General features: G+C 71.3%; 6 protein-coding genes. 3 read left to right on the top strand and 3 right to left on the bottom strand.

Going from position 1 to position 4,999, the window contains the following annotated elements; translation table 11 throughout:
• Positions 1–39: 39 nt before the first annotated feature.
• From ACHFFZ_RS12785 to ACHFFZ_RS12775, 3 genes are read right to left on the bottom strand one after another with little or no spacing between them, the layout of a single operon-like run.
• Positions 40–1,359, bottom strand: coding sequence for a hypothetical protein (locus tag ACHFFZ_RS12785; protein WP_394276988.1), 1,320 nt, complete (start codon positions 1,357–1,359; stop codon positions 40–42).
• Complete coding sequence (locus ACHFFZ_RS12780; RefSeq protein WP_394276987.1) at positions 1,317–1,601, bottom strand: hypothetical protein; 285 nt, start codon at positions 1,599–1,601, stop codon at positions 1,317–1,319. The genes ACHFFZ_RS12785 and ACHFFZ_RS12780 overlap by 43 nt, the downstream gene beginning before the upstream one ends.
• The gene (locus tag ACHFFZ_RS12775; protein WP_394276986.1) at positions 1,562–2,434 is read right to left on the bottom strand and encodes a hypothetical protein; all 873 of its coding nucleotides are present in this window, start codon (positions 2,432–2,434) and stop codon (positions 1,562–1,564) included. The genes ACHFFZ_RS12780 and ACHFFZ_RS12775 overlap by 40 nt, the downstream gene beginning before the upstream one ends.
• 372 nt (positions 2,435–2,806) lie before the next feature.
• Between ACHFFZ_RS12775 and ACHFFZ_RS12770 the strand changes: the two genes are divergently transcribed.
• The 3 genes from ACHFFZ_RS12770 to ndk all read left to right on the top strand — a co-directional run.
• On the top strand, positions 2,807–4,201 hold the full coding sequence (locus tag ACHFFZ_RS12770; protein WP_394276985.1) for a bifunctional folylpolyglutamate synthase/dihydrofolate synthase: 1,395 nt from the start codon (positions 2,807–2,809) through the stop codon (positions 4,199–4,201).
• A complete protein-coding gene (locus ACHFFZ_RS12765; RefSeq protein ID WP_394276984.1) occupies positions 4,195–4,539 on the top strand; it encodes a DUF4233 domain-containing protein in 345 nt (114 codons plus the stop codon). Before ACHFFZ_RS12770 ends, ACHFFZ_RS12765 begins: the two co-directional genes overlap by 7 nt.
• 50 nt (positions 4,540–4,589) lie before the next feature.
• Positions 4,590–4,999: nucleoside-diphosphate kinase (gene ndk, locus ACHFFZ_RS12760; protein ID WP_394276983.1), on the top strand; the 410-nt coding region annotated here is incomplete at its 3' end.

The raw sequence follows: 4,999 nt of genomic DNA, 5'->3' as shown, positions 1-4,999 counted from the left end.
GGCAGGGCACCCGGCCCTGCCCACCGCGCCCGCGAGGGGTCAGGGCTCCTGCAGGACCCCTTCGAGCACGTCACCCGTGGTCAGCTCGATGCCGCCGGCCATGGCGACCAGACGCACCCGGTGGCCCGGTCTCGCCGTCGTGGACAACGGCATGGTGACATGGGCCTCGATGCTGCCGGGGGCCATCTCCACCACGCGCCAGGCCCCGGCCTGGTCCAGTGGCAGGTCCTCGCCCTCCTCGACCGACCACCACTGGCGACCCTCGGGCGAGAGCTCCGAGGTGAGCAAGGGCGGCTCGGTGCCCTCGGCCATGAAGTACAGGTACAGCGGTGTCGTACGCGGCGGGTTCTCCACGCTGACCTTCCACGAGAGCGTGCCGCCCGGCGTCGCAGTGGCCGTCGCCGGCGTGATGGAGACCCTGGGCTGCGGATCGCCCTCGGTCACCGTGACCGCCGCGACCGGGGACGCGACCACCACCGGCCCCTGCACTGGCAAGAGGCGGGCGACCGACCCCTCGGGAGTCCACTCGGTGTTGCCATCGACGGGCAGGGCCAGGTCGAGCGTACGCCGGCCGGCCGGCAGGACGATCTCGTCCAGCCGGACGTCAGTGCTGTTCAGCAGCAGGCTGCGCAGGGTGGCTGGGCGGGCCAGCGGCCTCGACAGCGCGACGGTGACGCGGTGCGTCCACGGAGTGGAACCGTCGATGACGGTGGCAGGGCTCGGGGCCGTCAGGATGCTGGTGGGCGGGGCCATTCGGGCGGCGATGCCGCTGCGGGCACTCGACAGGTCGAGCACCAGGATCCGACCGGCGGCCCCCTTCCCACCATCCAGGACGACGCGGGTGATCCGCGCCAGGTCGATGCCGCCGGAGGAAAGGACGAAGCGCACCGTCTGCGCAAGCCACCGGCCTCCGGCCGCGTCGGTGGCGCCATGGATGCCTTGGCGCAGGGCCGGCCCCTGGGGCCGCAGCGTGGCACTGCGCCCCGACTCGTCGACCAGGCGGAGGGTTGGTGTCCTCGTGGCCGTGGGTTCCATTGCCATGCGCACGTCCAGCGCCTCAGCACTCGACAGGCGCACCGGCCGCGCCGCACTCAGCACCATCGGGCTGCCCGCCTGCCAGACCCAGCCCTGCGGCTCCAGCGCGTCCCCGCCGAACTCCCGAGGCAGACGCCAGTGCGGGGGGGGCAGTTCCCCCTCCTGGGCGGCCACACAGTCCTCGGCGGTGCACCGCGCGGCCCCGGAGACCGTCCAGGCCGCATCGGTGGGCGTGGTCAGACGCTCCCGCGCGCCGCCGGTCGCCGAGCTCACCATGCCGGTCAGTGCTCCCTCGCCGGCGACAATCGCTGTTCTGCTGCGCACTCGGTCCACTCGCCGTCGTCCATGCCGGTGGGGGCGTCGGGGGTCCATTCGGTGTTGAAGTAGTTGTGGTTGGCGCCGGGCAGGTAGGCCGCAGTCGACAGGGCCTGCCGGGTGCCGTAGCGGATGGCGCCGTCGGAGTAGTCGACGCCCTGCAGGTCGGCGACGTCGCCGTCACAGCCGGGCAGGATCGTCAGCGTCGGCGTCAGCGGCGAGGCCGTCTGGAAGAAGTTCGTCGGGGCCACCAGCACCTGGCCGGAGATGTGCACGTCGCGATTGCCAAGCTCTGGTTCGCGGCATGGGCCACCTTCTCGCCGCCGCGGTTGTGGCCGACCAGCATCGTGAGGCCCAGGTCATAGCGGGCCTTCACGGTGGAGGCAAAAGGTGCCGTCGCACCGCCCTGCCACGAGGCCAGCTTTGTCAGGTGCTCGCGCACCAGCCGGGCGCGGCCGTCCATGCCCAGGTCTGGCAGCACCTGGTCCTGGGCATTGATGGCATTGGCGTCGATGCTGACGGTGAAGTAGCCGCGGCTGGCGAGCTCCTCCTGCAGGTGGCGGTAGCCCTCGAGGTTCGGCACGGGGGAGCTGCCCTCAGCGCAGGGCCACTCGCCGGCACCCTCCTCGCACCACTGGTGGCGGCCGTGCAGGAAGACGACCACCGGCAGGTCACGTCCCGCCCTGGGCGCCACCACCCGTCCGGTCACCTCCTGCGGGTGGTCCATCCCGGGAAGTCGGATCGACCCGGTTGAGTAGGTGGCACTCACCACCGTGCCCAGCGGCGACGACTGGCGCGGAGCAGACCTCATGGGTGCCGGGGCCGTGCGTCGAACGTCCCTGACCGAGGACTCGCGCAGGGCCCCGTGGCGCACGTCCAGACGCGAGAGGTCCCGGGGGAGCCGCTGGACGCGCACGCGCACGGTGCCGTCACGATCGACGACGGCCGCGCCCAGGTCCTCCTCGCCGACGACGACGTGCGGCCGGGCATCGGTGACGGGCTGACCCTTCCAGGCGGGCCGGACCAGTTCGTGGCCGCCCTCGACGGGCCGGATGAACCATCCGGGCGGGGCCGTGGCCGCCACGTCAGGGGGGGTGGGGGTGTGGGTGCGGCGTGGGCGGCGGTGGTGCCGCCCAGCAGCAGTGCACCGGCCAGGGTGAGGGTAGCCGCACAGCGGTGGAGTGTCACATGGGATCCTTTGGTGGGTTGGGGTTCGTGGGGTCCAGCAGGTGGGGTGCCCGAGGGCAGTCCAAAGTTCCTGCCGATGCCCCGGTCACCGCAAGGGCTGTCTCACCCGGTGGCGGGAATTGTCCCGGTCCTTGGGGCAAAGACGGCCAGGGGGCACTGGGCACGCCCTCGGGCACCGGGCACGTGCTGCAGCGACTGCGGGGTCGGACTCCGACGTGCACAGTGGGCGAAGGACCTCGGCGCACGGGCCCGGTAGGCTGGCTGCACCATGAGCAACTCCCAGCACGAGCAGATCGTCGCCACCCTCGTCGGCCGTTGGCCCGAACACCGCATCGCCCCCTCGCTGGGGCGCATCGAGGCCCTGATGGACCTGCTCGGGCATCCCGAGAAGTCCGCCCCGGTCATCCAGATCACCGGCACCAACGGCAAGGGCAGCACCGCGATCATGGTCGACGCCCTGCTGCGGGCCGACGGGCTGCGCACCGGCCGCTTCTCCAGCCCCCACCTGGTCGACGTCTCCGAGCGCATCTGCATCGACGGAGAGCCGATCAGCACCGAACGCTTCGACGAGGTCTGGGAGGACATCAGGCCCTATGTCGAGATGGTCGACGCCCAGCAGATCGACGGGGTGCAGATGACCTTCTTCGAGGTGATCACCGGACTGGCCTATGCCGCCTTCGCTGACGCGCCGGTCGACGTGATGGTCATCGAGGTCGGCATGGGCGGCACCTGGGATGCGACCAGCGTCTGCGAGCCGCAGGTCAGCGTCATCACCCCGATCGCCCTCGACCACACCCACATCCTGGGCGACACCATCACCGACATCGCCCACGAGAAGGCCGGCATCATCAAGCCCGGCAGCACCGCCGTGATCGCCGCCCAGGACGACGAGGCCGGCCCCATCCTGCTGGAGCGCGCCACCGAGGTGGGCGCGAAGCTCGTGCTGGAGGGCCGCGACTTCCAGGTGCTCGAACGCGCACGCGCCGTCGGCGGGCAGCTGCTGCGCCTGCAGAGCGCCGAGGGGCCTGTCGGCGACGTCCACCTGCCGCTCTTCGGCGCCCACATGGCCCACAATGCCGCCCTGGCGCTGGCCGCAGTCGAGGCGCTGCTCGGTGGCCACGCGCTCAACCCGGAGGTGGTCGTCGACGGTTTCGCCGCCGTCGAGGCCCCGGCCCGGATGGAACTGGTGCGCACCTCGCCGCCCGTCCTGCTCGACACCGGCCACAATCCGCACGGCGCCCGCGCCACCATGGCGACGCTCGCCGAGAACTTCGACCTGCGTCCCTGCATCGGTGTGGTCGCGATGATGGCCGACAAGGACGTCGACTCCGTCCTGCGCATCTTCGCCGAACAGATGGACCAGGTGGTCTGCACCCAGGTCTCCTCGACCACCCGCGGACTCACCGCCCAGGAGCTGGCCGAGCGTGCCGCCGACGTCTTCGGCGAGGAGAAGGTGCACGTCAGCGAGGACGTCGCCGCCGCCCTCGAACTGGCCGTCACCCTGGCCGATGCCGAACCCACCGGCGGTGTCCTGGTGGCCGGCTCGGTCATCCTGGCCGGCGAGGCCCGCGCCATCCTGGCCACCGCCCCCACCGACGAGGTGGAACTCGACCGCGCCGACCTGCGCACCCCCTTCGACCTGGACGGAGACACCCAGTGGTGAAGCTCGCGCTGCGCCCCGACAACCCGATGAACAAGGCGATGATGCTGATCCTGCTCTTCGAGGTCATCGTCTTCGGCCTGGGTTTCCCCGGCATGATCATGGTCTCCGACCGTCCGCTTGCCCCCGCACTGGCGGCCACCGTCGTCGCCTGCCTGCTGTGCCTGGTGGGCGCGGCACGGATCAAGACGCCCTTCGGCTACCTGGTGGGCTGGCTCGCCCAGCTGGCAGGCATCGCCCTGGGGCTGCTGACCCCGTGGATGTACGCGATGGGCCTGATCTTCTTCATGATCTGGGCCGTCAGCTTCGTCCTGGGACGTCGTATCGAGGCAACCCTCTGAGGCCTCGGCAGTTCCGGGGCCGTGGCGGGCGAGGCGATAGGGTCGCAGCCATGACGACCACCGAACGCACCCTGGTCCTGCTCAAGCCCGACGCCGTCGAGCGTCGCCTCGCCGGCGAGATCATCCGCCGCTACGAGGCCAAGGGCCTGACGATCGTCGCGATGCAGCTGCGCACCGCCGACTCCCAGACCGCCCAGAAGCACTACGCCGAGCACGTCGGCCGCGACTACTACGCCGGTCTGGAGGAGTTCATCACCTCCGGCCCGCTGGTGGCGCTGGTCCTCGAGGGTGAGCGCGCCATCGAGGCCGTGCGCAGCATCAACGGCACCACGGACTCCGCCGTCGCCGCCCCCGGCACCATCCGCGGCGACCTGTCGCTGTTCAAGAACCGCAACCTCGTCCACGCCTCCGACGCGCCGGACTCGGCCGCCCGCGAGATCGGCATCTGGTTCCCGGAGCT

Origin of the sequence: Luteococcus sp., assembly GCF_043424415.1 — a bacterium.
Lineage (GTDB): Bacteria > Actinomycetota > Actinomycetes > Propionibacteriales > Propionibacteriaceae > Luteococcus.
This window is presented reverse-complemented; position numbering and strand designations above follow the sequence as displayed.